We start from the raw sequence: 24,885 nt of genomic DNA, 5'->3' as shown, positions 1-24,885 counted from the left end.
ATGCGGGCAGTGCAACTGCTGAGTCAATAAGGGCCCGGGCCAGCGGGGCTGGCCAGGGCGCGGTAAGGGTCGAGCGGCCTTCCTTAGCCGGTGACCGGGGTCCGCCAGTCATCGGAACCGGAAGTGCCGGAGACTTCGTGGGTCCAGGTGATCTTGCGGTAGGTGAAGTGCACGTCTTCCAAGTGGGTGAAGTGGGCGTTGCCCGGATCCTGGCAGTTGTGCATGTAGTCCTTGATGTCGACGATGATCGCGTCCTCAAGGGTGGTGGTGTAGTAGTGCTCCTGGGTGCCGGCGGCGGAGGTGCGGTACCACTGGATGACGATCTCGGTCAGGCGCTCGCCCGAGGTCAGCGCCGCCAGCAGCAGCGGCGAAGCCTTGTCGAAGACCTTGGTGATGATCACCGGCTTGTGCACGCGCTGACCGGTGGGCTGGCCGGACTGCGGATCGCGGGGAATGATCACTTCGTGCTGAAAGCCCTGGACCATGACCTGGTCTTCATGACCTTCCTGGTAGGTGTTGCCCACGGAATCGGCGGTAAAGGCCCCGGCGGTGATCAGCCCCTGTTTGGTGCCGGTGACGGACATATACGCTGGCGTTGCCATGCATGCTCTCCTTGCAAATCACTAAAGAAACCCCGGCCAGGCGGCCGTGGGGTGCAGAAGTGAGTACAAGGTCTGTGCCAGCCGCTGATTAGTTGTTTTGAATCAGCAAGTTATCGAGTTTTCCACCGTGGTTGGCGGCGTTTTTCGAGGAAATACTGGGAAAACTGCGCAACATGTTGCGCAGTGCTGTGCAAGATCTTGCGCACCTTGAAGCAGGCCATGCAGCAACGCCATTACCGCGACCTATGCACAGGCTTATCCACAGATAGCTGCGCAACATGTTGCGCAGTTGCGGGTTATCCACAGGATTGGCATCCGGCCGCCTTCTGGGTCCACAATGCGCGCCGGACCGGCCAGCCAATGGCCTGAACAGACAATGATGAGAGTCAGCATGGACACACCGATTCGCTCGAACCAGGCACTGCTGGAACAGATCAAGCACGGCTTTGCGCCCGACTACCTGATGTTCTGGGGCCACCAGCCGACCCGGGACGGACGCCTCTCCCCGAGCTGCTTCAGCCAGTGGTTCGCCAAGGGGTTCGAGCTGGAAGGCATTCACTACCCCAGCGCCGAGCATTTCATGATGGCTGGCAAGGCCCTGCTGTTCGATGACCGGGAAACCCACGAACGGATCCTCAAGGCGACCACCCCGGCGGACGTCAAACAGTTGGGCCGCGAAGTGCGCGGCTTCGATGACGCCCGTTGGTGCGAGGCACGTTTCGAGATCGTGGTGAAAGGCAACCTGGCCAAGTTCAGCCAGCACCCGGCCCTGGGCCAATATCTGCTGTCCACCGGCGATCAGGTGCTGGTGGAAGCCAGCCCGGTGGACCGGATCTGGGGCATTGGCCTGGCGGCGGACGATGCCAGGGCCAGCCGGCCGGAGCAATGGCGCGGCCTGAACCTGCTGGGGTATGCCTTGATGGAAGTGCGCGACAGGTTGCGGGGTGCCTGAGGCTCAGCGGCCCTAGAGCGGCAGCCCCGCCTCCACCAGCAACTCCTCCAGCGCCAACAGATCCGGCACCTTGGCCACTTGCTCGGCCACCTGCACCGCGGCCTTCTCCAGGGGCGCCAACGGCACATCGACATAACTCAACTGGCTGTCGAGCTTGCAGGAACGGGGAATGCCCTGCACCAGCAGGGCCATGAACTTCAGCTCCGGGCGCCCGCCCAGGGCGTTGAGCACGACGATCCGCGCCCGCTCGCCGATCACCGTCTTGGCGCCACAGGCCGACTCGAAGCTGATCAGCGCAATCCACCGCTCGCGCCACAGCACCCGGCCCAGGTACCAGGGCGGCGAATCCAGGTCGAAGCTGCCCTGCTGATAGTCGATCAACTCGGCCACCGCCACGTTGGGCAGGATCAGGGTGCGGTCCGCCAGGGGCAGCAACAGGCCGGTCAGGGTGCTGGCGCGGTGCTCAAGCATGGGGCTTGCTCCACAGGGCGATGCTTTCCAGCAGCACCGATTCTTGATAGGGCTTGCCGAGGTAGTCGTTGACCCCGATGGCCATGGCCCGGTCGCGGTGTTTCTGCCCGGTACGGGAGGTGATCATGATGATCGGCAAGTGCTGCAGGCGCGGGTCGTTGCGTACCTGGATCGCCACTTCGAAGCCGTCCATGCGCGGCATCTCGATGTCCAGCAGCATAAGGTCCGGGGTGTGCTCGGCCAACAGCGTCATGGCGTCGACCCCATCCTTGGCGGTGAGCACGTTCATGCCATGACGCTCCAGCAGACGGCTGGTGACCTTGCGCACGGTGACCGAGTCGTCCACCACCAGCACCAGCATCGGCCGGGGCAACTGGACTTCGGCGGCCGCAGCCTCACCGCTCGGCCCCGGACGCGGTGCCTGGAGCTGCAACGCGCGGATGTGCGCCAGCAGATCGAGAATCAGCACCACCCGGCCATCGCCGAGAATGGTCGCCCCCGACAGCCCCTGCACCGCCGCGAACTGCGGCCCCAGGCTCTTGACCACGATCTCCCGGGTGCCGGCCGTGACATCCACCTGCACGGCAATGCGCTGTTCGTTGCAGTGCACCAGCAGCACCGGCAGCGGCAGCACCTGGCCCAGCAGTTTCGGGCGCGGCACGGTGTGCAGCAGCTCCCCCAGGTAGCACAGGTCATACACCTGGCCCGCGTATTCATAGCGCGGCGGGTCGAGCTGGTAATAGCCGTCCAGTTCCCCGGGCAGGACTCGGACGATGCCTTCGACGGTGTTCAGCGGAATCGCGTATTGCTCATCGGCGCACTGCACCATCAACGCCCGGTTGACCGATACGGTGAAGGGCAGGCGAATGCGAAAATGCACGCCCTGGCCGGCAATCGAGTCGATGCTCATGCTGCCGCCCAGCTGCCGCACCTCTTCATGGACCACGTCCATGCCCACCCCGCGTCCGGAAATCTGGGTGATTTTCTCGGCGGTGGAAAAACCCGGCTGCATGATGAATTGCAGCACTTCGCGGTCGCTGATCTGCGCCTGGGGGTCCAGCAGGCCGCGCTTGATGGCCTTGGCGCGCACGGCTTCCAGGGGCACCCCGGCGCCATCGTCGCGCATGTCGAAGATGATGTCGCCGCCTTCCCGGGACAGGTCGAGGCTGATCCGCCCCCGGGGCGGCTTGCCCGCGGCGCGGCGCACGTCGGCGGCCTCCAGGCCGTGATCCACGGCATTGCGCAACATGTGCTCCAGGGGCGCGACCATGCGTTCGAGAACGTTGCGGTCCATTTCCCCTTCGGCGTTGCCCACCACGAACTCCACGTCCTTGCCCAGCTCTTCGGCCACCTGGCGCACGATGCGCTTGAGCCTGGGCACCATGCGCTCGAAAGGCACCATGCGCGTGCGCATCAGGCCTTCTTGCAACTCGGTGTTGATCCGTCCCTGCTGCTGCAACAGGTTCTCGGCGTCGTGGTTGCGCCGGTCGAGGGTTTCCTTGAGGTCCAGCAGGTCCGAGGCCGACTCGAACAGGGCCCGGGACAACTGCTGCAACTGCGAATGCCGGTCCATTTCCAGCGGGTCGAATTCCTCGTAGCCCAGGCGCTCGGCCTCCACTTGCTGGCGACTGAGGATGCGCCCCTGGGTTTCGGTGTCCAGGCGCCGCAGCTGGTCACGCATGCGTTCGATGGTGGTTTCCATTTCGCCGAGGGCCACCCGAGCATCGTTGACCTGCTGTTCGATGCGCCCCCGGAAGATCGAAGTCTCCCCGGCCAGGTTCACCAGATCGTCCAGCAGTTCCGCCGACACCTTGACCATGTCGCCCGCCACCGCGGCCTCCGCGGTGGCCGCCGGTTCCGGCTTGCCCGCCGGCAACGGCGCTGGCACCCCGGGGCCGGTCGGCACGCGCGGATGGCTCAGGTCGTGGATCGCTTCGAGCAGCTTCTGTGCCGGCTCGATGGGTTGCCCGGCGCGGGCCGCATCGAGCATCTGCGCCAGGCGGTCGTGGCTTTTCTGCAGCAGGGTGAACAACGCCGGGCTGGGTTGCAGCAGCCCGGCGGACAAGCCTTCGAAGAGAAACTCCAGCTCATGGGCCAGGTCGCCGATGGGGGCGATTTCCACCATCCGCGCCCCACCCTTGAGGGTGTGCAGGTCGCGCAGCAGGGTTTCCACTTCCTGCCGCGCCTGGGGGTCGGCCTGCCAGCGGGCCAGGGCCGCGGCGGAGCTGTCGATGATGTCGAAGCCTTCTTCGAGGAAGATCTCCAGCAGCTCCGGATCCTGGGCCGAGCTGTCCTGGGAGGGCGCGCTCTCGGCCGTGTCGGCGGGGCTGGCCGCCTGCTGCCGGTAGGCGCGCACGGCTTCGACCTGAGCCCGGGAGTCGTCCAGGGGCCGCGCACTCTGCAGCTGATGCAGCAGCAACGCCAGTTGTTCATGACTGCCGCGCAACAGCAGGCCCAGGTGCTGGCTGTAGCTGTAGCGCCGATCCACCAGGCCCTCGTACAGCGACTCCAGCTCCAGGGCCAGCTCCGCCACTGGCGTCACTTCGGCCATCCGCGCCCCTCCCTTGAGGGTGTGCAGGTCCCGCTGTAGGGAGGACAGCGGCGCGCCGTTTTCCGGGTCCGCCAACCAGCGTTGCAGGGCTTGATCGGCGCTTTCCAGGAGGTCCACCGCCTCTTCGAGGAAAATGTCGACAATCTCCGTGTCTGCGTCCGTCTGCGCCAGGCGCACGGTGGCCGCTCCCAGTTCACTGATGCTCAAGGCTCGACTGCCATCGCTCTTGATCAGGCCGGTGGCCCCCGGATCCAGGCCTTCGTGCAGCAAATCGCGCAGAGCCTGAACGCGCTCCGCACAGGGGCTGACTTCCTGGCCTGCGGCCAGTTCGTCGAGCATGTTGAGTAACGCCTCGTGGGCGCTTTCCGCCTCGTGGAAGAAGCGCTCGCTGACCGCCAGGCTGCTCTCCTCCACCGCGCCGTAGAGGTCGAGCAGGGCTTCGCAGAGTTCATCCACCGGGTGCAGGTCGGCCAGGTGCGCGCCTTCACCGAGGGTGGTCAGTTCGTCCAGCAAGGCACTGAGTTCCTGGCGCTCGCCGGGGTGCTGCCGCCAGCGCCGCAGCAGGCTGTCGGCGTCCAGCAGGATATCCATGCCCTGGGCCAGGAAGTTGCTGATCAACTGTGGATCGCGCTTGGCCCGGGGCGCCGCGTCCGGGGCGTTGAGCAGGCTGTCCAGGCGTTCGCCGAGCAGTGCCAGGGCGCGCCCCACCAGCGAGCGGGCACCGTCGATGGGCGCCAGCGGATCGCTGTCCAGTTGCCGCAACCCACGGCGCAGCAGGCCTTCGGCTTCCAGCAGCAGCTCGACTTCGTCCAGGTCCAGGGGAATCAGGTGGGCCCGGTATTCCCGGGCCAGTTGATCGAAGGGCCCGGCCAGCTCGGCCATCGGCAGCACCCCGGCCATGGAGGCGCTGCCCTTGAGGGTGTGCAGGGCCCGCTGCAGTTCATCGCTGGCCTGCAGCGGCAGGTGCTCGGCGGCCCGTTCGAGAAAACGCTGGATGCTGTCCAGGTGGGTCTGGGCTTCGGCGCGAAAGATCTCCAGCAACTGCGGGTCCAGGGCCTGCCCTTCAGGAGCGGCGCCGACCTCGGCACCTTTGGCCAGGGCATGGGCGCGGGCGGCCAGGCGGTCGACATCGTCGCGCTGGCGCTGGGCCCGGGCAGCGAATTCGCCGATCAGCTCCGGCAGCAGTTGCAGGGTGTCGGCCACCAGTTGGCGGACTTCGGCGCTGGGGGCAAGGCTGTGCTCCAGCACCCGGTTGAGCAGGTTTTCCACGGCCCAGGCCAGCTCCCCCAGGACCAGGGCGCGCACCATGCGCCCGCTGCCCTTGAGGGTGTGAAAGGCCCGACGCAACTCGCTCAGGGCAGCCTGGCCCTGGGGCTCAGCCGTCCAGCGCGGCAGGTATTCGCGGAGCACGTCGAGCACTTCCTCGGTTTCTTCGAGGAAGACTTCCCGCAGCTCATCGTCGACCGGCTCTTCGTCCACCGGCGGTGGCAGCAGGCTACCGGGGGTGATCAGGGCCGGCGGGTTGAGGGCCGACACCGGTGCTGCCAGCGCATCGGCCAGAGACTGGGCCGGCCGGGGCTCATCCGCCGCCTGGGACACCGGCAGCGCCTCGCCAGCGCTCGGGGGCCGCTCCGGCAATGGCGCTTGCGCCACGGGGGCATGTCCCAGAGCCGTCAGGCCCTGTTCCGCCAGGTCGAGAAACTTCTCCCCCGGCGCCTGGTGATCCTCCTTCAAGCGCTCCAGGTAGTACTCCAGGCTGGTGATCACATCCGCCAGGTGATCCAGCTGCCGCCAGTCCGGCCGGGGCAAATCCAGCAGCAGCTGTTGGGTGATGAAGCGATTGCAAGCCTCCATCAGGCTCGCGGCACGGGGCAGCGGGATCATCGCCAGCGCGCCGCGCACCTGGGTCAGCAGCTCGGGCACCGACACCAGTTGCTCGCGTTCCCAGTCGGCTTCGATGCACTCGCCGATCAGGTCCTTGGCCTGACGCAGACAGATCAGGGCTTCCTGAATCACCAACTGATGGATCTGGGTCAGGTCGGTGGTGGGCAGGCGGCTGTCCTCGGGACTTTCCGGCTCCACGGTGCCGACCATCCCGGCCAGGGTCGCCTCGACATACAACAAGGCCCCGGCCACATCCATCAACACCGCGTCGTCCGGCGCGCGCTGGCCCTGGACCAGGCTCTGGACCACCGCCAACTGGTCGATGATCACCTTGCGTGGCTGGCCGAAACCCAGCACCGCCAAGGTGTCGGCGATCTGCCGCAAGGGCGACAACAGGCTGTCCAGGTCACCGGTATGCTGGCGGTCGCTGCGCACGAACAGGTCGAGGCGCTCCTTGACCCGCACCAGGCCGTCGCACACCGCGGTCAGCACCGAGCGCATGGCATCGCGGTCGGGCCCGGCCAGGCGGGCCCGTTCCTCGTCCACCACCGCGCTGTCGGGCAGCGCGTCGTCCAGTCCGTAACGTTCTTTCATGGTCAGCATCAATGGGGTGGGATGGCGCGCCTTGGCGATGTAGAACAGCAGGCTCTTGAGCAACTCATCGGGCGCGGCCTGGTTGATCCCGGGCATGCCCTGTTCCAGCAGTCGCTTGAGTTCCTTGTCGGCGTCCTTGAGCAGGCTGCGCACCGCCGGGCTGTTGGCGATCACACCCTGGCGCATGCCTTCCACCAGGGCCGAGGCGATGTGCCATAAGGGCGCTAGCGGCGCGTCCTGGCACAGCGCCTCCAGGCGTTCGAAGACCTTGGCCATGTGGCCCAGGCAGTGTTCGGCGTCCTGCTCGCGCAGCAGGTCCACCAGCGCGGTTTGCAGCAGGTGCCGCAACTTGCGCATCTGGGTGGGAAACTCCAGCGGCTGCAGAGCCGCCAGGGCCTTGTCGGACAGGGGCGGCAGGCTGGGCAGCTGCGGGCTGAACAGGCTGGTTTCCGAGAGCAGGCCTTCGCCCCGGGCACTGCGCAGATCGTTGAGCAGCGGCAGCACCACCAGGGGCAGGTCGCGGCGGGCACTCTGCACCCGGTCCAGGTACTGGGGCAGTTGGCCGATGGCCTGGCGCAGCAGGCGCAGGGCTTCGTCGCGCTGGGCCACGCGGTTCTGCTGCAGGGCCTGGGCGAGCTTTTCCATTTCCTCGGCCAGCAGCGCGGCACCGTAGAACTCCACCATCTGCAGGCTGCCATGGACCTGGTGGATCCCCGCCTGGCACTGGCCGAGGGCATCCGGGTCCTGGGGGTCATCCGCCAGGTGCTCCAACGCCTGATGCGCCTGCTTCAAGGTTTCGGCAATTTCGCCCTTGACCCATTCCAGGGCCACATAGTCATGCCGGTCCACCATCACCACTCCCGTCAAAGCCTTGCGTCAGCGATTGTCATTCGGGGCCGGGGCCCGGGTGGCCGGCAAGGTGAAGCCAGACACCGAGCGGCGCAGCTGGCTGGCCATTTTCGCCAGGTTGCCGATGCTCTCGGCGGTCGCGGTGGAGCCGGACGAGGTTTGCGAGGTGATCTGCTGGATCACGTTCATGGTCAGGGAGATCTGCCCGGCCGACGTGGTCTGCTGCTGGGCCGCGTTGGAGATGCTCTGGATCAGCGCCGCCAAGGTCTTGGACACGCCTTCGATCTCTTCCAGGGCCACCCCCGCGTCCTGGGCCAGGCGCGCGCCGCGCACCACTTCGGTGGTGGTCTGCTCCATGGAGATCACCGCTTCGTTGGTGTCGGTCTGGATCGCCCGTACCAGAGTCTCGATCTGCCGCGTGGCCGCAGAGGAGCGCTCCGCCAGCCGCTGCACTTCGTCGGCCACCACGGCGAAACCGCGTCCGGCATCGCCGGCCATGGAGGCCTGGATCGCCGCGTTGAGGGCGAGGATGTTGGTCTGGTCGGCGATGTCGTCGATCAGGCTGACAATGTCGCCGATTTCCTGAGAGGACTCGCCCAGGCGCTTGATGCGCTTGGCGGTGTCCTGGATCTGCTCGCGGATGTTGTCCATGCCGTGGATGGTGTTGTGCACCACCTCGTTGCCCTTGTTGGCGATCTCCACCGAGCGCTCGGCCACCGCCGACGACTCGGCGGCGTTGGCCGACACCTGATCGATGGACTGGGCCATCTCGTTGATCGCCGTGGAGGCTTCGGAAATCTGCTGGGCCTGGTGCTCGGAGGCTTCGGCCAGTTGCATGGCGGTGGCCTGGGTTTCCTGCACCGCGCCGGCCACCTGGCCCGCCGTGAGGTTGATGGTGGCCACCAGGTCGCGCAACTGGTCGACGGAATAGTTGATGGAGTCGGCGATGGTCCCGGTGAAGTCCTCGGTGACCGAGGCGGTCACCGTCAGGTCGCCGTCGGCCAGGTCTTCGATCTCGTCCAGCAGGCGCATGATCGCGTTCTGGTTGCGCTCGTTCTTCTCGGCGGTTTCCCGCAGCTGGCGGTTGGTTTCGCGGACCATCACCAGGCCGATGAGGATGATCGAAGCCAGGGCCAGCAGGCCCAGGACATAACCGCCGATGGTGTCCAGCTTGCGGCTGCCGGCCAGGTTCTCGAAGCCGGTGGCCAGCAGCGAGGCTTCGTCCAGCAAGGTCTGGGACAGGCTGAAGATGTTGCTCGCCGATTCTCGGACCTGGAACAGCTCGGGGGAAGTTTCGAGGATCTCATCCACGGAACCGGAGACGAACTCGAACAACTCGGAAATCTCCGCCAGCCGGGCCCGGGCGTCCGGGTCTTCGACCTGGCTGATCTTCAACCCTGGGTTGCCCTGCAGCATGCCGTTGAGGACCTGGCCAAAGCGCGCGGCATCCCGGCCAAAGGCGTCGGCGGCCTGGACCGCATTTTCGTCGCCGGCCAGCACCGTGTTGACCGCCCCGAGAATCCGCTCGGCCAGCAGCGACTGGCGCTGGGCCATGGCCACCTGGGCGGCCGGCGCGCCGCGCTGCAGCAGGATCTCCACCACCTTCTCGTATTCCACCTGCAACTGGGGCACGGTTTCCGCCAGGGTCGCCGCCACTTGATGCAGGGACAGCACCGTCTGCTCGCTGCCGAGGATGACATCGGCGTTCTTCAGCAGTTTCTCCCAGTCCAGCTGCACGGCGCGCATTTCCTGGCGCAGCACCACCGGCGCCCCGGGCAGGCCGGTAGCCGGGTCGCCCTTCTTCAGGTAGCTCCAGCGCTGGGCAAAGTCGTTGCGCGCATCCCCCAGCAGCTTGAACGCTGCGGCCTTGCCGGCCGCCGCTTCGGTGGCGTTCTTGGCGATGCGCTGGGACAGCACTCGCAACTCGCCGGCGTGGCCGATGTACTGCTTGTCGTAGGTGGCCTGGGTGTTCAGGTAAGCGAAGTTGGCGAACAGCAGCATGATGAACACGATCAGTGCGATGAACAGCACGATGATCTGCGAGCGACTGCGGGAGCCTTCCAGGGGCTTGCCGGTTTTGGCTTTGGTCATCGATCAGGCCTGTGACGAGCGGGCGATCCCGCTTTCAGGAGCCCGGGGCGCGCGCAACGCTCGGGCAGCATGGATGGAACCAGGGCAGCAGGGCTGGCCGGGGTACAGCGAACGCAGGGCAAGCGGGACCGGGCGAGGCTCACGCCGCCACCTCCAGGAACGCCGGCGAGCGGGCCAGGGCGAAGGGGCTGAAGACCTGCCAGAGCTGGTCGCTGCGAAACTGCCCCTGCAGGTAGGGGCTGATCGCCGCAATGGCAAAGTCGCCGGGGCCGGGCTCCAGACTGTCCTGGGCGAAATGCTTGAGGCCCGCCACTTCATCCACCAGCAGGCCGGCGAACAGCTCCTTGTACTCCACCACCAGCACCCGCCGCTGCTTGCGCAGGGGCGACAGCTCATGACCGAAGAAGGCGCACAGGTCCATGATCGGCAGCAGCCGCCCGCGCAGGTTGACCACGCCCCTGACCCAGGGCTTGACCCCGGGCAGCAGGGTGTAGCGCGGCTCGTGCAGCACCTCGCTGATTTCGCCCATGGCCGCCACGTACCAGTGCTCCCCGAGGCGAAAGCCGATACCGCTCCAGCCGTGCTGGCGGGTTTCCTGGGACGGCAGGTCGGCGGCCAGCAGGCGACAGCGCTGGTCGATCTCCAGCAGCAGCTCGAAGGCGGTCTGGGTTTCGCTCATGGCCGGGCGATCAGCCGGCCAGGACGCTGTTCAGGGTCTTGATCAGGGTTTCTTCGTCCACCGGCTTGGTCAGGTAGTCCTTGGCGCCCTGGCGAGTGCCCCAGACCTTGTCGGTTTCCTGATCCTTGGTGGTGATGATGATTACCGGGATATGGCTGGTCTCGGCGTCCTTGGTCAACTGGCGGGTGGCCTGGAAGCCGTTGAGGCCGGGCATGACGATGTCCATAAGCACCGCGTCGGGTTTTTCTTCCCGGGCCAGGGCCACGCCATCGGCGCCGTTCTCGGCCTTGAGCACTTCATGGCCGTGCTTTTCCAGCATGCCGGTGAGTTTGTACATTTCAGTCGGCGAGTCATCGACGATCAGAATACGAGCCATGGTCTTCCCCATACGGTATGGGCGTCCGGCCTGCGGGCCGGACGCCATTGTGCGTGTCTACTGTGGCGCAAGCGCGACAAAGTCCGGAACGTGGGCCTTGATTGCGCTCAGCAGTTCTTCCTTGCTGAAAGGTTTGGTCAAAAACTGGTCGGAGCCGACGATGCGCCCCTTGGCCTTGTCGAACAGGCCATCCTTGGAGGACAGCATGATCACTGGAATGGACTTGAACGCGCTGTGGTTCTTCACCAGCGCACAGGTCTGATAGCCGTCGAGCCGCGGCATCATGATGTCGACGAAGATGATGCCGGGATGATGATCGACGATCTTGGCCAGGGCCTCGAAACCGTCCACGGCGGTAATGACCTCGCAGCCGACGTTCTTCAACAGCATTTCGGCCGTGCGGCGAATCGTCTTCGAATCGTCGATCACCATCACCTTCAAGGCGTTGGAATGCTGTTCCATATCTGCTCTGCCATCGCCCCAGCGAATGATTTGATCCGGTACCGCTGGCCTAGGCTCGAAACCCTTGAACTTCAAGGCCTCGGCCCGGCATGCGAGCCTTTTTAGCACACTCTCCCCCCTGCAATCTATGGACCACGCCAGGCAGTGGTTTTTCCTTGACCCAGGCCCTTGTCAGCGCCACTCTGACGCCACTTTTTTTGCCTTGCTCCCACTCATTTTCTTAAAGGAATCCACCCATGAGCGTTCGCCTCGGGATTGTCATGGACCCTATCGCCAGCATCTCCTACAAGAAGGACAGCTCGCTGGCCATGCTGCTGGCCGCCCAGGAGCGCGGCTGGACCCTCTTCTATATGGAGCAGCGCGACCTGTATCAGGGCGCTGGCGTGGCGCGGGCACGCATGCGCCCGCTGCAGGTGTTCGCCAACCCGGAGAAATGGTTCGAGCTGGACGCCGAGATCGACTGCCCGCTGAGCGATCTGGACGTGATCCTGATGCGCAAGGACCCGCCGTTCGACATGGAGTTCGTCTACTCCACCTACCTGCTGGAACAAGCCGAAAGCGCCGGCGTGCTGGTGGTCAACAAGCCCCAGAGCCTGCGCGACTGCAATGAAAAGCTGTTCGCCACCCTGTTCCCGCAATGCACCCCGCCGACCGTGGTCAGCCGCCGCGCCGATGTATTGCGCGAGTTCGCCGCCGAGCATGGCGATGTGATCCTCAAGCCGCTGGACGGCATGGGCGGCACTTCGATCTTCCGCCACCGCGCCGGCGACCCGAACCTGTCGGTGATCCTGGAAACCCTGACCGTGCTCGGCAGCCAGCAGATCATGGCCCAGGCCTACCTGCCGGCGATCAAGGACGGTGACAAGCGCATCCTGATGATCGATGGCGAACCAGTGGATTACTGCCTGGCGCGCATCCCCGCCGCCGGTGAAACCCGTGGCAACCTGGCCGCCGGCGGTCGTGGCGAAGCCCGTCCACTGAGCGACAAGGACCGCTGGATCGCCGCCCAGGTCGGCCCGACCCTGCGGGCCAAGGGCCTGCTGTTCGTCGGCCTCGATGTGATTGGCGAGCACCTGACGGAAATCAACGTCACCAGCCCCACCTGCATCCGTGAGATCGACAACGCCTTCGGCACCCAGATCGGCGCGCAGTTGATGGATGCCATCGAGCGCAAGCTGCAAGCCGCCGGCAACAAGCCACAAGCTTGATCTGCGTCACCTGCAGCCTGTCGCATGACGCTTGGCACCTAAGGCTTGCAACCAACATTGCGTTATCATGCGCCGCCTGTGAAAACCTGATGTTGGTTGTGTGATGCCTGCCGTGATGTCGAACCGCCGATGAGCCTGCCGTCCGATCTGCCCCCAGAACTTGCCCATGGCGGCGTGCGCGCAGCCGATCGCCTGGGATTTACCCTGTTCCTGGCGGCGCTACTGCACCTGGCCCTGATCCTCGGCCTGGGCTTTTCCTTCGCCGAACCCAAGGCCATCAGCAAGACCCTGGAAATCACCCTGGCCACCTTCAAGAGCGAAACCAAGCCGAAGAAGGCCGACTTTCTCGCCCAGGAGCACCAGGAAGGCAGCGGCACCCTGGACAAGAAGGCCATTCCGAAAACCACCGAAGTGGCACCTTTCCAGGACAACTCGGTGAAAAAGGTGGTGCCGCCGCCGTCGGTCAAGCCCGAGGTCAAGGAAGCCGCGCCCAAGGCCGCCGTGGCCACCACCGCGCCGAAGCCGAAAAAGACCGTGACCCAGCGCGAAGAGGTCAGGAAAGACCCGACGCCCAAGGCCGACACCCCGACCTTCGACAGCTCCCAGCTGTCCAGCGAGATTTCCAGCCTGGAAGCGGAACTGGCCAACGAACAGCAGCTGTACGCCAAGCGCCCGCGCATCCACCGCCTGAGCGCGGCCTCCACCATGCGCGACAAGGGCGCCTGGTATAAGGACGAGTGGCGCAAGAAGGTCGAGCGCATCGGCAACCTCAACTACCCCGAGGAAGCGCGACGCAAGCAGATCTACGGCAACTTGCGGCTGATGGTTTCGATCAACCGCGACGGCTCGCTATATGAAGTGCTGGTGCTGGAATCCTCAGGCCAGCCGCTGCTGGACCAGGCCGCCCAGCGCATCGTGCGCCTGGCCGCGCCGTTCGCGCCCTTCACCGGCGACCTGTCGGACATCGACCGCCTGGAAATCATCCGCACCTGGCGCTTCGCCCGGGGCGACAAGCTGTCGAGCAACTGATCCGCCCCCGCCAGGCAGGCATAAACAGCAACGCCCGGGCAGGAGCCGACTTGCCGGCGAAAAGGCCCGCGCAACGCAAACCCCAACGACGCCTTCGCGATAGGCCAGCCCCCCACCGGGTGACGCTTGTCAGCCGGGCCCGCCACCGCCACACTAGCGCTCATGAAAAATGTCAGCCCAAGCTATCTCAAGCATCACTTCCTGATCGCCATGCCCCATATGGCCGACCCGAACTTTGCGCAGACCTTGACCTACATCGTCGAGCACAACGCCAGTGGCGCCATGGGCCTGGTGATCAACCGGCCCCAGGACCTGAACCTGGCGGATATCCTCGAACAACTGCGCCCCGACGAAGAGCCGTCGCTGCTGTGCCAGCACGTGCCGATCTTCAGCGGCGGCCCGGTACAGACCGATCGCGGCTTTGTCCTGCACCCCAGCGGCCCGGTCTACCAGGCCACGGTGGAGCTCGAAGGGCTGTCACTGTCCACCTCTCAAGATGTGCTGTTTGCCATCGCCGACGGCGTCGGCCCGAGCAAGAGCCTGATCGCCCTGGGCTATGCCGGCTGGGAAGCCGGGCAACTGGAAGCCGAGCTGGCGGACAACGCCTGGCTGACCTGCCCCTTCGACGCCGACATCCTGTTCAACACCAGCAGCGAACTGCGCCTGGAAGCCGCCGCCCGGCACCTGGGGGTCAACCTCAGCCTGCTCACCAGCCAGGCGGGCCACGCCTGATGGCCTTGCGACTGATCCTCGGCTTCGACTACGGCACCAAGCAGATCGGCGTCGCCGTCGGCCAGGCCATCACCGGCCAGGCCCGCGAACTGTGCACCTTGAAGGCGCAGAACGGCGTGCCGGACTGGAATCAGGTGGAGGCGCTGATCAAGGAGTGGAAACCCGACGCCGTGGTGGTGGGCCTGCCCCTGAACATGGACGGCACACCCAGTGACATGTGCGTGCGTGCCGAGAAGTTCGCCCGGCGCCTGAACGGCCGCTTCAATGTGCCCTTCTATACCCACGATGAACGCCTGACCACCTTCGAGGCCAAGGGCGAACGCCTGGCCCGGGGCGGACAGAAAGGCAGTTACCGCGACAACCCGGTGGACGCCATCGCCGCGGCCCTGCTGCTGCAGGGCTGGCTCGATGAAAACGCCGACCTGTTGAACACCTGAAACCAATCCCGAAGATGCGCGGCCCCTGGCTGCGCGCCTCCTGGCCCGACAGCCGCAAGTCCCCGCGCCCAGCTGCCCGGCGCGAGCCCACGAAGGAGCCACCATGAGCCTGCCCAATCCCGCCGCCCTGATCAGCCAGATGGCCACTGATCTCAACGCCCACCTGGCCCAGCGCGCTATCAGCGAGCCACGCTTCATCGGTATCCGTACCGGCGGCGTCTGGGTGGCCCAGGCCCTGCTGGAAGCCCTGGGCAGCGACGCGCCCCTGGGCACCCTGGACGTGTCCTTCTACCGCGACGACTTCAGCCAGAACGGCCTGCACCCGCAGGTGCGTCCCTCGGAGCTGCCGTTCGAGATCGAAGGCCAGCACCTGGTGCTGATCGACGACGTGCTGATGAGCGGCCGCACCGTGCGCGCAGCCCTCAACGAACTGTTCGACTACGGCCGCCCGGCCAGCGTGACCCTGGTCTGCCTGCTGGACCTGAACGCCGCCGAGCTGCCGATCCGGCCGAATGTAGTGGGCGCGACCCTGTCGCTGGCCGCCCACGAGCGGGTAAAATTGTCAGGTCCTGCGCCGCTTCAACTCGAGCTCCAAGACCTCGCCCTCTAACTCGCCCTTTTAAGAGTCCATTGCGATGACGCCTCTAGACGCCAAGCGCCCGCTGCAGCTCAACGATCAGGGCCAGCTGCGCCATTTCCTGTCCCTCGACGGCCTGAACCGCGAGCTGCTGACAGAAATCCTCGACACCGCCGACTCGTTCCTCGAAGTCGGCGCCCGGGCGGTGAAGAAAGTCCCGCTGCTGCGCGGCAAGACCGTATGCAACGTGTTCTTCGAGAACTCCACCCGGACCCGCACCACCTTCGAACTGGCGGCCCAACGGCTGTCGGCGGACGTGATCACCCTGAATGTCTCGACCTCCTCGGCGAGCAAGGGTGAAACCTTGCTGGACACCCTGCGCAACCTGGAAGCCATGGCCGCCGACATGTTCGTGGTGCGCCACGCCGACTCCGGCGCCGCGCACTTCATCGCCGAACACGTGTGCCCGCAGGTGGCGATCATCAACGGCGGCGACGGCCGTCACGCCCACCCGACCCAGGGCATGCTCGACATGCTGACCATCCGCCGGCACAAGGGCGGCTTCGAGAACCTCTCGGTGGCCATCGTCGGCGACATCCTGCACTCGCGGGTAGCGCGTTCGAACATGCTGGCGCTCAAAGCCCTCGGTTGCCCGGACATCCGCGTGATCGCGCCGAAGACCTTGCTGCCCATCGGCATCGAGCAGTACGGGGTCAAGGTCTACACCGACATGACCGAAGGCCTCAAAGATGTCGACGTGGTGATCATGCTGCGCCTGCAACGCGAGCGCATGCAGGGCGGCCTGCTGCCCAGCGAAGGCGAGTTCTACCGCCTGTTCGGCCTGACCACCGCGCGCCTGGCCGGGGCCAAGCCCGACGCCATCGTCATGCACCCGGGCCCGATCAACCGTGGCGTGGAGATCGAATCGGCGGTGGCCGACGGTCCGCACTCGGTGATCCTCAATCAGGTGACCTACGGCATTGCAGTGCGCATGGCCGTGCTGTCCATGGCCATGAGCGGGCAGACCGCCCAGCGACAATTCGAGCAGGAGAACGCCCAGTGAAGCTCAGCATTCTCGGCGCCCGCGTCATCGATCCAAGCAGCGGCCTGGATCAAACCAATGATCTACACCTGGAAGCCGGCAAGATCGTCGCCATCGGCGCCGCGCCCCATGGTTTCAACGCCGTTACCAGCATCGACGCCAAGGGCCTGGTGGCCGCGCCCGGCCTGGTGGACCTGAGCGTGGCCCTGCGCGAGCCGGGCTACAGCCGCAAGGGCAGCATCGCCAGCGAAACCCGCGCCGCCGCAGCCGGTGGCGTCACCAGCCTGTGCTGCCCACCGCGCACCAAGCCAGTGCTGGACACCTCGGCCGTGGCCGAACTGATCCTCGACCGCGCCCGCGAAGCCGGCAACAGCAAGGTGTTCCCCATCGGCGCCTTGAGCAAGGGCCTGGAAGGCGAACAGTTGGCAGAGCTGATCGCCTTACGTGACGCCGGTTGCGTGGCTTTTGGCAACGGCCTGGAGGGTTTTCGCAGCACCCGCACCCTGTGCCGCGCCCTGGAATACGCCGCCACCTTCGACCTGACGGTGATCTTCCACTCCCAGGACCGCGACCTGGCCGAAGGCGGCCTGGCCCATGAAGGCGCCACCGCGAGCTTCCTCGGTTTGCCGGGCATCCCGGAAAGCGCGGAAACCGTGGCCCTGGCCCGGGACCTGCTGCTGGTGGAACAGAGCGGCGTGCGCGCCCACTTCAGCCAGCTGACCAGCGCCCGCGGCGTGGAACTGATTGCCCAGGCCCAGGCCCGCGGCCTGCCAGTGACCGCCGATGTTGCCTTGTACCAGCTGATCCTCACCGACGAGGCGCTGATCGACTTCTCCAGCCTGTATCACGTGCAGCCGCCGCTGCGCTCGCGGGCCGACCGTGATGCCCTGCGCAAAGCGGTGAAGTCAGGGGTGGTGCAGGCCATCTCCAGCCATCACCAGCCCCATGAGCGCGATGCCAAGCTGGCGCCGTTCGGTGCCACCGAACCAGGCATCAGCAGCGTCGAACTGTTGCTGCCGCTGGCCCTGACCCTGGTACAGGACGGCCTGCTGGAGCTGCCGACCCTGCTGGCGCGCCTCAGTGCCGGCCCGGCCGCTGCCTTGCGCCTGCCAGCGGGCAAGCTGGTGGAAGGTGGCCCGGCGGACCTGGTGCTGTTCGACCCGGCCAGCTCCACCGTGGCCGGCGAGCGCTGGCTGTCCAAGGGCGAGAACTGCCCGTTCCTCGGCCACAGCCTGCCGGGCGCGGTGCGCTACACCCTGGTGGATGGACACATCAGCTATCAGGGCTGAGGTCCACGGCGCCGGCCTTCGCCGGCGAGCCGGCTCCCACGTGGAGCCGGCTCAATCCGTCAGCGGCGCTTGGCGTTTTCCAGGGACACCTGATCGTTCAGGGTCCAGAAGTCATACAGCACCCCAATGAAGAACAGGCCACCAGTGAACAGGTAGAGCACCCCGCTCAGCCATTTGCCCTGGTACATGCGGTGCACGCCGAACACCCCGAGAAAAGTCAGCAGAATCCAGGCCACGCTGTATTCCAGCGGACCTGCGGTGAACCTGAAGTCCGCTTCCCGGTCCATGGACGGGATCAGGAACAGGTCGATCAGCCAGCCAATGCCCAACAGACCGAAGGTGAAGAACCAAATGGTCCCGGTCACCGGCTTGCCGTAATAGAAGCGGTGAGCGCCGGTAAAACCGAAAATCCACAGCAGATAACCGATCACCTTGCTGTGGGTGTCGTGGGGGAATGCATCCTGACGATAGGTGTTCATTAAGTGCCTCTTTGCAGGTGATAGATAAATATTCTTGAAAACTTTGTGACTTTTTTACGGGCATTCGACATGCGGCCAATGTTACCTTCTGCTCCGTCGAGGCCTTGTACCGCCTGACTTCCGACGTTTTTCTGCGTCAAGTTGCCACCTCTTTGCCGAAGTTGACCCCAAGGTTGAATCGACAAACGGCCACGGAAGTGACCTGAAAGCTGTTATAAAGTTGCGCGCTAACCAAATATGAGCCTTGCCTAATGCGACCATTTTTCAAGACATGGCTAACCATTTGCCTATTAATGCCCCTGGCCGCCCACGCCACCAACCGTGAGCAACGACTTCCCAACGTTAATGGCTACACCCCGAAACCTCATGTTTCGACGGTCACCGCCAAGAACAAGACTTCGATCAAGCACCCTACACGCCTGAGCAAGGCCGACAGCAAGCTGGTAGCCAACAACGCCGGCCGGCCGAGCACCACGGTCCTCAGCCGCGCGGTCAACGTCCTCGGTACTCCTTATCGTTGGGGCGGCAGCAGCCCAAGTAAAGGCTTCGATTGCAGCGGCCTGGTACGTTACGCCTTCAACGACGTAGCCGCCGTGGACCTGCCACGCACCTCCAACGCCATGGCCAGCGGCCACGGGCAGAAGGTGGAGCGCAAGGACCTGAAACCCGGCGACCTGCTGTTTTTCAACATCAAGAGCCGCAAGGTCAACCACGTCGCCATCTACCTGGGCGAAGACCGCTTTATCCACGCCCCACGGCGCGGCAAGGCGGTGACCATCGACACCCTGAAGAAGCCCTACTGGCAGAGCCACTATGTGGTTGCCAAGCGGGTCCTGCCCAAGGAGCACGCACCCCTGCGGGTCGTGCAGCGCTGATACACCGATTCGCCGGCAAGCCGGCTCCTACCCCCAACCGTAGGAGCCGGCTTGCCGGCGAATGCATTTCCAGCCTGGTCAAAAACTCTCCGGCATCCGTGCCTGCTCACGCGCCTGTTCACGACTGATCAACCCCTGCCCAAGCAACGCCTTGAGGCTCATGTCCAGCGTGCGCATGCCCTGGCCGCCGCCGGTCTGGATCGCCGAATACATCTGCGCCCCCTTGTCCTCGCGGATCAGGTTGCGGATCGCCGGGCTGCCCAACATGATCTCGTGCGCCGCCCCCCGGCCACCGCCCACCTTCTTCAGCAGCCCCTGGGCGATCACCGCCTGCAGCGACTCGGCCAGCATCGAGCGCACCAGGGCCTTCTCCTCCCCCGGGAACACGTCCACCAGCCGGTCGATGCTCTTGGCCGCGGATGCCGTGTGCAGGGTGGCGAACACCAGGTGCCCGGTTTCGGCAGCGGTCAGGGCCAGGCGGATGCTGTCCAGGTCCCGCAGTTCTCCCAGCAGGATCACATCCGGATCCTCGCGCAACGCCGCGCGCAAGGCGGTGGCGAAACTCTGGGTATCGCGTTGCACCTCGCGCTGATGCACCAGGCAGCTTTTCTGCGGATGCACGAACTCGATGGGGTCCTCGATGGTGAGAATGTGCTGCTGCCGATGTTGGTTCAGATGATCGATCATCGCCGCCAGCGTGGTGGATTTGCCGCTGCCGGTAGGCCCGGTGACCAGCACCAGCCCGCGGGGCAACTCGGCAATCTGCCGAAACACTTGCCCCAGCCCCAATGCCTCCAGGCTCTGTACCTGTGGCGGGATCAGCCGCAGCACCGCGCCGGCGCCACGGGCATGCTGGAAAGCATTGACCCGGAACCGCGCCACGCCCGGCAATTCGTAGGCGAAGTCCAGATCCTGGGTGGCGGCGAATGCCTGGCGCTGTGCTTCGCTCATCAGGCCATGAATCAGGGCCAGCACCTGGCGCGCATCCAGGGCCGGCCCCTGCATCGGGGCAATATCGCCATCGATGCGCAGCAACGGCGCCAGGCCAGCCGAAAGATGCAGGTCCGAAGCGCCCCGGGAAACGCTCAAGGTCAGGAGTTCGGTGATGTCCATAGAGCCCCCCAATTCCAGTAGAATGCCGCGAGCTTCAGACCCGCTCGCGCCCGGCAGCTTCGATTGCCCGGCGGCGGACAGTGTCCGGCACGGCCCTTGAGCGCTGCTCGGGCCGGTCGGCAAGCGAGGTCTGGTGGATTCACGCGGCGGCCGCTGGTCAGGGCCGCCGGTACTTTTGAGACGAAATCGAATGTCCACGATAGCAGACAACATTGCCCAGGTAGCCGAGCGCATCCGCAACGCCTGCCAGGCCACACAACGTGACCCGCACGGTGTCCAGCTGCTGGCGGTGAGCAAGACCAAACCCGCCGTCGCCCTGCGCGAGGCCTATGCCGCCGGTCTGCGGGATTTCGGCGAGAACTACCTGCAGGAAGCCCTGGGCAAACAACAGGAACTGACCGACCTGCCCTTGAGTTGGCACTTCATCGGCCCCATTCAGTCGAACAAGACCCGTGCCATCGCCGAGCACTTCGCCTGGGTGCACTCCGTGGATCGCCTGAAAATCGCCCAACGCCTGTCCGAGCAACGCCCGGCCGAGCTGCCGCCGCTGAACATCTGCATCCAGGTGAACGTCAGTGGCGAAGCCAGCAAGTCCGGCTGCAGCCCGGCCGACCTGCCAGACCTGGCCAGCGCCATCAGCGCCCTGCCGCGCCTGCAACTGCGTGGACTGATGGCGATTCCCGAGCCCACCGAGGATCGGGCCGCCCAGGAGGCCGCCTTCGCGGCGGTACAGGCCTTGAACAATCAACTGCGGGACAGCCTCAAGCTGCCCCTGGACACCCTTTCCATGGGCATGAGCCACGACCTCGAAGCGGCCATCGCCCAAGGCGCCACCTGGGTGCGGATCGGCACCGCGCTGTTTGGCGCCCGCGACTACAGTCAGTCCTGATGCGACTGACCCTGACCTCTCATAAGGACCTGTCATGAACACGACTCGTATCGCTTTTATCGGTGCCGGCAACATGGCGGCCAGCCTCATCGGCGGCCTGCGGGCCAAAGGCCTGGAGGCGGCGCAGATCCGCGCCAGCGACCCCGGCGCCGAAACCCGCGCCAAGGTGGCGGCCGAGCACGGCATCCAGGTCTTCGCCGATAACGCCGAGGCCATCGATGGCGTCGACGTGATCGTCCTGGCGGTCAAGCCCCAGGCCATGAAAGCCGTGTGCGAGGCCCTGCGTCCGAGCCTGCAGCCGCAGCAACTGGTGGTGTCCATCGCCGCCGGCATCACCTGCGCCAGCATGAACAACTGGCTTGGCGAACAACCCATAGTGCGCTGCATGCCCAACACTCCGGCGCTGCTGCGCCAGGGCGTCAGCGGTCTGTATGCCAATGCCCGGGTCAGCGCCGAACAGCGCCGTCAGGCCGAAGAGCTGCTGTCCGCCGTGGGCATCGCCCTGTGGCTGGAGCAGGAGCAGCAACTGGACGCGGTGACCGCGGTATCCGGCAGCGGCCCGGCGTATTTCTTCCTGCTGATCGAAGCCATGACCGCCGCCGGCGAGAAACTCGGCCTGCCCCGGGAAACCGCCGCCCAACTGACCCTGCAAACCGCCCTGGGCGCGGCCCACATGGCCGTTTCCAGCGATGTCGATGCCGCCGAGCTGCGCCGCCGCGTGACCTCGCCGGCCGGGACCACGGAAGCGGCGATCAAGTCGTTCCAGGCTGGAGGCTTCGAAGCCCTGGTGGAAAAAGCATTGGGTGCCGCCGCGCACCGCTCGGCCGAAATGGCCGAACAACTGGGCCAATAAGGAGCCAATGATGATTGGATTGAACACCGCCGCGGTGTACGTGCTGCAAACCCTGGGCAGCCTGTACCTGCTGATCGTGCTGATGCGTTTCGTCCTGCAACTGGTGCGCGCCAACTTCTACAACCCGCTGTGCCAGTTCATCGTGCGGGCCACCCAGCCACTGCTCAAGCCGATGCGCCGGGTCATCCCGAGCATCGGCGGCCTGGACATGTCCTCACTGCTGCTGGCGATCCTGGTGCAGCTGGCGCTGATGGCCCTGACCCTGCTGCTGACCTACGGCACCACCGGCAACCCGCTGCAACTGCTGATCTGGTCGATCATCGGCGTGACCGCGCTGTTCCTGAAGATCTTCTTCTTCGCCCTGATCATCAGCGTGATCCTGTCCTGGGTCGCACCTGGCAGCCACAACCCCGGCGCCGAGCTGGTGAACCAGATCTGCGAGCCGGCCCTGGCGCCGTTCCGCCGCATCCTGCCGAGCATGGGCGGCCTGGATATCTCGCCGATCCTGGCCTTCATGGTGCTCAAGCTGCTGGACATGCTGGTGATCAACAACCTGGCGGCCATGACCATGATGCCGGACATCCTGCGCCTGCTGATCTGACCGGCGGACTGTCTGCGTGAGCTATTTCCGCTGGGACGGTGAGGATCTGATCCTCGATTGCCACCTGCAACCCAAGGCCAGCAGCGACGAGTTCGCTGGCCTGCATGGGGAGCGCTTGAAAATCCGCCTCACCGCGCCGCCCGTGGAAGGCAAGGCCAACGCGCACCTGATGGCGTTCCTGGCCAAGGCCTTCGGCATACCCAAGAGCCACGTGAGCCTGGTCAGCGGCGAGTTGAACCGGCAGAAACGGGTGCGCCTGCAAGCCCCGAAAAACCCCCCCGCCCTGCCGGGGCTGGCCCGCCCCTCCTGATTCGCCGGCAAGCCGGCTCCTACGCCCCATGTCCGCCGTAGGAGCAGGCTTGCCAACCAAGCTCCCCCGCCATTTCCTCCGACGAAACACAGCCCCGGGCTTTGCTTGCCGCTGGAGACAGCGGTCTTTAGACTTACGCCTCATTTGAACGAGAGCAGGATCGATGCCAACTGCCTTTCCCCCCGATTCTGTTGGTCTGGTCACACCGCAACTGGCCCACTTCAGCGAACCCCTGGCCCTGGCCTGCGGGCGCTCGCTGCCAGCCTACGACCTGATCTATGAAACCTATGGACAGCTCAACGCCAGCGCCAGCAACGCGGTGCTGATCTGCCACGCCCTGTCCGGCCATCATCACGCTGCCGGCTACCACAGCGTTGACGACCGCAAGCCCGGCTGGTGGGACAGCTGCATCGGCCCGGGCAAGCCGATCGACACCAACAAGTTCTTCGTGGTCAGCCTCAACAACCTCGGCGGCTGCAACGGCTCCACCGGCCCCAGCAGTATCAATCCGGACACCGGCAAGCCGTTTGGCGCCGACTTCCCGGTCTTGACCGTGGAAGACTGGGTGCACAGCCAGGCGCGCCTGGCGGACCGCCTGGGCATCGGCCAGTGGGCGGCGGTGATCGGCGGCAGCCTGGGTGGCATGCAGGCCCTGCAATGGACCATCACCTACCCGGACCGGGTACGGCACTGCCTGGCCATCGCCTCGGCACCCAAGCTCTCGGCGCAGAACATCGCCTTCAACGAAGTGGCGCGCCAGGCGATCCTCACCGACCCGGAATTCCACGGCGGCTCGTTCCAGGAACAGGGCGTGATCCCCAAGCGCGGCCTGATGCTGGCGCGGATGGTGGGGCACATCACCTACCTGTCCGACGACTCCATGGGCGAGAAATTCGGCCGCGGCCTCAAGAGCGAGAAGCTCAACTACGACTTCCACAGCGTCGAGTTCCAGGTGGAAAGCTACCTGCGCTATCAGGGCGAGGAGTTCTCCGGGCGGTTCGACGCCAACACCTACCTGCTGATGACCAAGGCCCTGGACTATTTCGACCCGGCGGCGAACTTCGACGACGACCTGGCCAAGACCTTCGCCAACGCCAGCGCCAAGTTCTGCGTGATGTCCTTCACCACCGACTGGCGCTTCTCCCCGGCCCGCTCCCGGGAACTGGTGGACGCGCTGATGGCCGCACGCAAGGACGTCTGCTACCTGGAGATCGACGCACCCCAGGGGCACGACGCCTTCCTGATCCCGATCCCGCGCTACTTGCAGGCCTTTAGTCACTACATGAACCGCATAACGCTGTGAGGACACGATGAGAGCCGATCTGGAAATCATCCAGGAATGGATCCCCGCCGGCAGCCGCGTCCTCGACCTGGGCTGCGGTAACGGCGAGCTGCTGAGCTGGCTGCAAGAGCACAAGCAAGTCACCGGCTACGGCCTGGAAAACGACCCGGACAACATTGCCCAGTGCGTGGCCAAGGGCATCAACGTGATCGAACAGGACCTGGACAAGGGCCTGGGCAACTTCGCCAGCAACAGCTTCGACATCGTGGTCATGACCCAGGCCCTGCAGGCCGTGCACTACCCGGACAAGCTCCTCGACGAGATGCTTCGGGTCGGCCGCCAGTGCATCATCACCTTCCCCAACTTCGGTCACTGGCGCTGCCGCTGGTACCTGGCCAGCAAGGGCCGGATGCCGGTTTCGGAATTCCTCCCGTACACCTGGTACAACACGCCGAACATCCACTTCTGCACCTTCGAGGACTTCGAGGAGCTGTGCCGCGAGCGCCAGGCCCGGGTGATCAACCGCCTTGCCGTCGATCAACAACACCGCCACGGGTGGGCCAGTAAGCTATGGCCTAATCTGTTGGGAGAGATCGGCATCTACCGCGTCAGCAGTCCCGGCCTGCAAGATCACAAGGTCGCGGTATAAACCACGTTG

General features: G+C 65.3%; 24 protein-coding genes. 15 read left to right on the top strand and 9 right to left on the bottom strand.

From position 1 onward, the window contains the following. Nucleotides 1-83 precede the first annotated feature (83 nt). On the bottom strand, nt 84-602 hold the full coding sequence (locus tag DNK59_RS25680) for an Hcp family type VI secretion system effector (RefSeq protein WP_047305413.1): 519 nt from the start codon (nt 600-602) through the stop codon (nt 84-86). Nucleotides 603-993: 391 nt separating this feature from the next. On the opposite strand from DNK59_RS25680, the gene DNK59_RS25675 reads away from it, so the two are divergent. Continuing rightward, complete coding sequence (locus DNK59_RS25675; protein WP_110725052.1) at nt 994-1,554, top strand: NADAR family protein; 561 nt, start codon at nt 994-996, stop codon at nt 1,552-1,554. A 12-nt stretch (nt 1,555-1,566) separates the two neighbouring features. Here DNK59_RS25675 and DNK59_RS25670 read toward each other — a convergent pair whose 3' ends face one another. From DNK59_RS25670 to pilG, 6 genes are all read right to left on the bottom strand, one after another. Beyond that, entirely contained in the window at nt 1,567-2,025 is a 459-nt protein-coding gene (locus DNK59_RS25670; protein ID WP_110725051.1) for a chemotaxis protein CheW, read from the bottom strand. Continuing rightward, nucleotides 2,018-7,906, bottom strand: coding sequence for an Hpt domain-containing protein (locus DNK59_RS25665; protein ID WP_110725050.1), 5,889 nt, complete (start codon nt 7,904-7,906; stop codon nt 2,018-2,020). The genes DNK59_RS25670 and DNK59_RS25665 overlap by 8 nt, the downstream gene beginning before the upstream one ends. A gap of 24 nt (nt 7,907-7,930) precedes the next feature. Continuing rightward, a complete protein-coding gene (locus DNK59_RS25660; protein ID WP_060841527.1) occupies nt 7,931-9,994 on the bottom strand; it encodes a methyl-accepting chemotaxis protein in 2,064 nt (687 codons plus the stop codon). A gap of 139 nt (nt 9,995-10,133) precedes the next feature. Then, nucleotides 10,134-10,673 carry a chemotaxis protein CheW gene (locus tag DNK59_RS25655; RefSeq protein WP_110725049.1) on the bottom strand — a complete coding sequence of 180 codons (540 nt, stop codon included), beginning with the start codon at nt 10,671-10,673 and terminating at the stop codon, nt 10,134-10,136. A 10-nt stretch (nt 10,674-10,683) separates the two neighbouring features. Next, nucleotides 10,684-11,049 (bottom strand): twitching motility response regulator PilH, encoded by a 366-nt coding sequence (pilH, locus tag DNK59_RS25650; protein ID WP_042941009.1) that lies wholly within the window; start codon nt 11,047-11,049, stop codon nt 10,684-10,686. A 57-nt stretch (nt 11,050-11,106) separates the two neighbouring features. After that, entirely contained in the window at nt 11,107-11,511 is a 405-nt protein-coding gene (gene pilG, locus DNK59_RS25645) for a twitching motility response regulator PilG (RefSeq protein ID WP_016964938.1), read from the bottom strand. Nucleotides 11,512-11,747: 236 nt separating this feature from the next. Here pilG and gshB point away from each other — a divergent pair, with 236 nt between their 5' ends. The 7 genes from gshB (at nt 11,748) to DNK59_RS25610 (ending at nt 17,825) form a co-directional block, all read left to right on the top strand. After that, nucleotides 11,748-12,719 (top strand): glutathione synthase, encoded by a 972-nt coding sequence (gene gshB / locus DNK59_RS25640; RefSeq protein ID WP_092308821.1) that lies wholly within the window; start codon nt 11,748-11,750, stop codon nt 12,717-12,719. Nucleotides 12,720-12,848: 129 nt separating this feature from the next. Then, on the top strand, nt 12,849-13,748 hold the full coding sequence (locus tag DNK59_RS25635) for an energy transducer TonB (protein ID WP_110725048.1): 900 nt from the start codon (nt 12,849-12,851) through the stop codon (nt 13,746-13,748). A 162-nt stretch (nt 13,749-13,910) separates the two neighbouring features. Continuing rightward, nucleotides 13,911-14,480, top strand: coding sequence for a YqgE/AlgH family protein (locus DNK59_RS25630; protein ID WP_092308815.1), 570 nt, complete (start codon nt 13,911-13,913; stop codon nt 14,478-14,480). Next, nucleotides 14,480-14,917: a Holliday junction resolvase RuvX gene (gene ruvX, locus DNK59_RS25625; protein ID WP_092308812.1), complete on the top strand. Its 438-nt coding sequence runs from the start codon at nt 14,480-14,482 to the stop codon at nt 14,915-14,917. Before DNK59_RS25630 ends, ruvX begins: the two co-directional genes overlap by 1 nt. A gap of 103 nt (nt 14,918-15,020) precedes the next feature. Further along, the gene (gene pyrR / locus DNK59_RS25620) at nt 15,021-15,527 is read left to right on the top strand and encodes a bifunctional pyr operon transcriptional regulator/uracil phosphoribosyltransferase PyrR (protein ID WP_092308809.1); all 507 of its coding nucleotides are present in this window, start codon (nt 15,021-15,023) and stop codon (nt 15,525-15,527) included. Between the two features lie 25 nt (nt 15,528-15,552). After that, on the top strand, nt 15,553-16,557 hold the full coding sequence (locus DNK59_RS25615) for an aspartate carbamoyltransferase catalytic subunit (protein ID WP_092308806.1): 1,005 nt from the start codon (nt 15,553-15,555) through the stop codon (nt 16,555-16,557). Continuing rightward, nucleotides 16,554-17,825 (top strand): dihydroorotase, encoded by a 1,272-nt coding sequence (locus DNK59_RS25610; protein WP_110725047.1) that lies wholly within the window; start codon nt 16,554-16,556, stop codon nt 17,823-17,825. The genes DNK59_RS25615 and DNK59_RS25610 overlap by 4 nt, the downstream gene beginning before the upstream one ends. 59 nt (nt 17,826-17,884) lie before the next feature. Here the strand turns inward: DNK59_RS25610 and DNK59_RS25605 are convergent, their stop codons facing one another. Further along, entirely contained in the window at nt 17,885-18,304 is a 420-nt protein-coding gene (locus tag DNK59_RS25605) for an NINE protein (protein ID WP_092308800.1), read from the bottom strand. A gap of 251 nt (nt 18,305-18,555) precedes the next feature. On the opposite strand from DNK59_RS25605, the gene DNK59_RS25600 reads away from it, so the two are divergent. After that, the gene (locus DNK59_RS25600; protein WP_047289730.1) at nt 18,556-19,179 is read left to right on the top strand and encodes a C40 family peptidase; all 624 of its coding nucleotides are present in this window, start codon (nt 18,556-18,558) and stop codon (nt 19,177-19,179) included. 78 nt (nt 19,180-19,257) lie between these two features. Here the strand turns inward: DNK59_RS25600 and DNK59_RS25595 are convergent, their stop codons facing one another. Further along, nucleotides 19,258-20,292: a type IV pilus twitching motility protein PilT gene (locus DNK59_RS25595; RefSeq protein WP_110725046.1), complete on the bottom strand. Its 1,035-nt coding sequence runs from the start codon at nt 20,290-20,292 to the stop codon at nt 19,258-19,260. A gap of 190 nt (nt 20,293-20,482) precedes the next feature. Between DNK59_RS25595 and DNK59_RS25590 the strand changes: the two genes are divergently transcribed. The 6 genes from DNK59_RS25590 to metW all read left to right on the top strand — a co-directional run bounded on the left by DNK59_RS25590 (nt 20,483) and on the right by metW (nt 24,876). Further along, entirely contained in the window at nt 20,483-21,181 is a 699-nt protein-coding gene (locus DNK59_RS25590) for a YggS family pyridoxal phosphate-dependent enzyme (RefSeq protein ID WP_110725045.1), read from the top strand. 34 nt (nt 21,182-21,215) lie between these two features. Beyond that, entirely contained in the window at nt 21,216-22,034 is an 819-nt protein-coding gene (gene proC / locus DNK59_RS25585; protein WP_110725044.1) for a pyrroline-5-carboxylate reductase, read from the top strand. A gap of 10 nt (nt 22,035-22,044) precedes the next feature. After that, complete coding sequence (locus DNK59_RS25580) at nt 22,045-22,635, top strand: YggT family protein (protein WP_011064014.1); 591 nt, start codon at nt 22,045-22,047, stop codon at nt 22,633-22,635. Nucleotides 22,636-22,651: 16 nt separating this feature from the next. Next, complete coding sequence (locus DNK59_RS25575) at nt 22,652-22,945, top strand: DUF167 domain-containing protein (protein WP_110725043.1); 294 nt, start codon at nt 22,652-22,654, stop codon at nt 22,943-22,945. Nucleotides 22,946-23,108: 163 nt separating this feature from the next. Continuing rightward, nucleotides 23,109-24,248 (top strand): homoserine O-acetyltransferase, encoded by a 1,140-nt coding sequence (locus DNK59_RS25570; protein WP_092308785.1) that lies wholly within the window; start codon nt 23,109-23,111, stop codon nt 24,246-24,248. A 7-nt stretch (nt 24,249-24,255) separates the two neighbouring features. Next, on the top strand, nt 24,256-24,876 hold the full coding sequence (gene metW / locus DNK59_RS25565; protein WP_110725042.1) for a methionine biosynthesis protein MetW: 621 nt from the start codon (nt 24,256-24,258) through the stop codon (nt 24,874-24,876). Nucleotides 24,877-24,885 lie beyond the last annotated feature (9 nt).

The sequence above is a fragment of the Pseudomonas sp. TKO26 genome, from assembly GCF_003225665.1.
GTDB lineage: Bacteria > Pseudomonadota > Gammaproteobacteria > Pseudomonadales > Pseudomonadaceae > Aquipseudomonas > Aquipseudomonas saponiphila.
The sequence above is the reverse complement of the archived record's forward strand: the minus strand, read 5'-3'. Positions and strand labels throughout refer to the sequence as shown.

Excerpts from the sequence above, each read along its gene's own strand:
- ruvX (WP_092308812.1), top strand. The coding sequence starts at position 14,480 with ATGGCCTTGCGACTGATCCTCGGCTTCGACTACGGCACCAAGCAGATC.
- DNK59_RS25675 (WP_110725052.1), top strand. The coding sequence starts at position 994 with ATGGACACACCGATTCGCTCGAACCAGGCACTGCTGGAACAGATCAAG.
- DNK59_RS25600 (WP_047289730.1), top strand. The coding sequence starts at position 18,556 with ATGCGACCATTTTTCAAGACATGGCTAACCATTTGCCTATTAATGCCC.
- DNK59_RS25605 (WP_092308800.1), bottom strand. The coding sequence starts at position 18,304 with ATGAACACCTATCGTCAGGATGCATTCCCCCACGACACCCACAGCAAG.
- DNK59_RS25590 (WP_110725045.1), top strand. The coding sequence starts at position 20,483 with ATGTCCACGATAGCAGACAACATTGCCCAGGTAGCCGAGCGCATCCGC.
- DNK59_RS25635 (WP_110725048.1), top strand. The coding sequence starts at position 12,849 with ATGAGCCTGCCGTCCGATCTGCCCCCAGAACTTGCCCATGGCGGCGTG.
- gshB (WP_092308821.1), top strand. The coding sequence starts at position 11,748 with ATGAGCGTTCGCCTCGGGATTGTCATGGACCCTATCGCCAGCATCTCC.
- DNK59_RS25670 (WP_110725051.1), bottom strand. The coding sequence starts at position 2,025 with ATGCTTGAGCACCGCGCCAGCACCCTGACCGGCCTGTTGCTGCCCCTG.
- proC (WP_110725044.1), top strand. The coding sequence starts at position 21,216 with ATGAACACGACTCGTATCGCTTTTATCGGTGCCGGCAACATGGCGGCC.
- DNK59_RS25665 (WP_110725050.1), bottom strand. The coding sequence starts at position 7,906 with ATGGTGGACCGGCATGACTATGTGGCCCTGGAATGGGTCAAGGGCGAA.
- DNK59_RS25680 (WP_047305413.1), bottom strand. The coding sequence starts at position 602 with ATGGCAACGCCAGCGTATATGTCCGTCACCGGCACCAAACAGGGGCTG.
- pilG (WP_016964938.1), bottom strand. The coding sequence starts at position 11,511 with ATGGAACAGCATTCCAACGCCTTGAAGGTGATGGTGATCGACGATTCG.
- DNK59_RS25580 (WP_011064014.1), top strand. The coding sequence starts at position 22,045 with ATGATTGGATTGAACACCGCCGCGGTGTACGTGCTGCAAACCCTGGGC.
- pyrR (WP_092308809.1), top strand. The coding sequence starts at position 15,021 with ATGAGCCTGCCCAATCCCGCCGCCCTGATCAGCCAGATGGCCACTGAT.
- DNK59_RS25630 (WP_092308815.1), top strand. The coding sequence starts at position 13,911 with ATGAAAAATGTCAGCCCAAGCTATCTCAAGCATCACTTCCTGATCGCC.
- DNK59_RS25615 (WP_092308806.1), top strand. The coding sequence starts at position 15,553 with ATGACGCCTCTAGACGCCAAGCGCCCGCTGCAGCTCAACGATCAGGGC.
- DNK59_RS25595 (WP_110725046.1), bottom strand. The coding sequence starts at position 20,292 with ATGGACATCACCGAACTCCTGACCTTGAGCGTTTCCCGGGGCGCTTCG.
- metW (WP_110725042.1), top strand. The coding sequence starts at position 24,256 with ATGAGAGCCGATCTGGAAATCATCCAGGAATGGATCCCCGCCGGCAGC.
- DNK59_RS25655 (WP_110725049.1), bottom strand. The coding sequence starts at position 10,673 with ATGAGCGAAACCCAGACCGCCTTCGAGCTGCTGCTGGAGATCGACCAG.
- pilH (WP_042941009.1), bottom strand. The coding sequence starts at position 11,049 with ATGGCTCGTATTCTGATCGTCGATGACTCGCCGACTGAAATGTACAAA.
- DNK59_RS25570 (WP_092308785.1), top strand. The coding sequence starts at position 23,109 with ATGCCAACTGCCTTTCCCCCCGATTCTGTTGGTCTGGTCACACCGCAA.
- DNK59_RS25660 (WP_060841527.1), bottom strand. The coding sequence starts at position 9,994 with ATGACCAAAGCCAAAACCGGCAAGCCCCTGGAAGGCTCCCGCAGTCGC.